A 539-nucleotide genomic window follows, 5' to 3' on the forward strand; every position below is an offset into this window, starting at 1 on the left:
CGCCCGTCCCGGCGTTATCAGGAGGCCGGTTTGTCAGAGAAACGGAACAAGATGCTCACCATGTGGGTGACGGAGGGCGAGCACCGGCGGCTGCTTGAGCGCTGTGACGGCAGGCAGCTGGCGGCGTGGATGCGGCAGACCTGCCTGGACGAAAAGCCGGCACGTTCCGGAAAGCTTCCCTCAATCTCGCCGGCGCTGCTGCGCCAGCTTGCCGGCATGGGCAATAACCTGAACCAGATAGCCCGCCGTGTTAACGCCGGCGGCGGTACCGGCCATGACAGGGTGCAGATTGTTGCGGCGCTGATGGCCATCGATGCCGGACTTGAGCGGCTGCGGCACGCCGTTCTTGAGAAAGGAACGGACGATGATCGTTAAATTTCATCCACGCGGTCGCGGCGGTGGCGCCGGGCCGGTGGACTATCTGCTGGGTAAAGACCGGCAGCGTGAAGGCGCCACCGTCCTGCAGGGGAAGCCGGAAGAAGTCCGGGAGCTGATTGACGCGTCGCCTTACGTTAAGAAATACACCTCCGGGGTACTGT

The 539-nt window shown here is 63.5% G+C and carries 1 protein-coding gene; it reads left to right on the forward strand.

Annotated features, from left to right (window positions below):
- Positions 1-51 precede the first annotated feature (51 nt).
- Positions 52-375 carry a MobC family plasmid mobilization relaxosome protein gene (locus tag AB3347_RS25940; RefSeq protein ID WP_015059937.1) on the forward strand — a complete coding sequence of 108 codons (324 nt, stop codon included), beginning with the start codon at positions 52-54 and terminating at the stop codon, positions 373-375.
- The last annotated feature ends 164 nt before the right edge of the window (positions 376-539 follow it).

Source organism: Massilia sp. X63, from assembly GCF_041023745.1.
Taxonomy (GTDB): Bacteria; Pseudomonadota; Gammaproteobacteria; order Burkholderiales; family Burkholderiaceae_D; genus Telluria.

What these genes read in the sequence shown, in the direction of transcription:
- AB3347_RS25940 (WP_015059937.1), top strand. Translation starts at nt 52, where the DNA reads ATGCTCACCATGTGGGTGACGGAGGGCGAGCACCGGCGGCTGCTTGAG.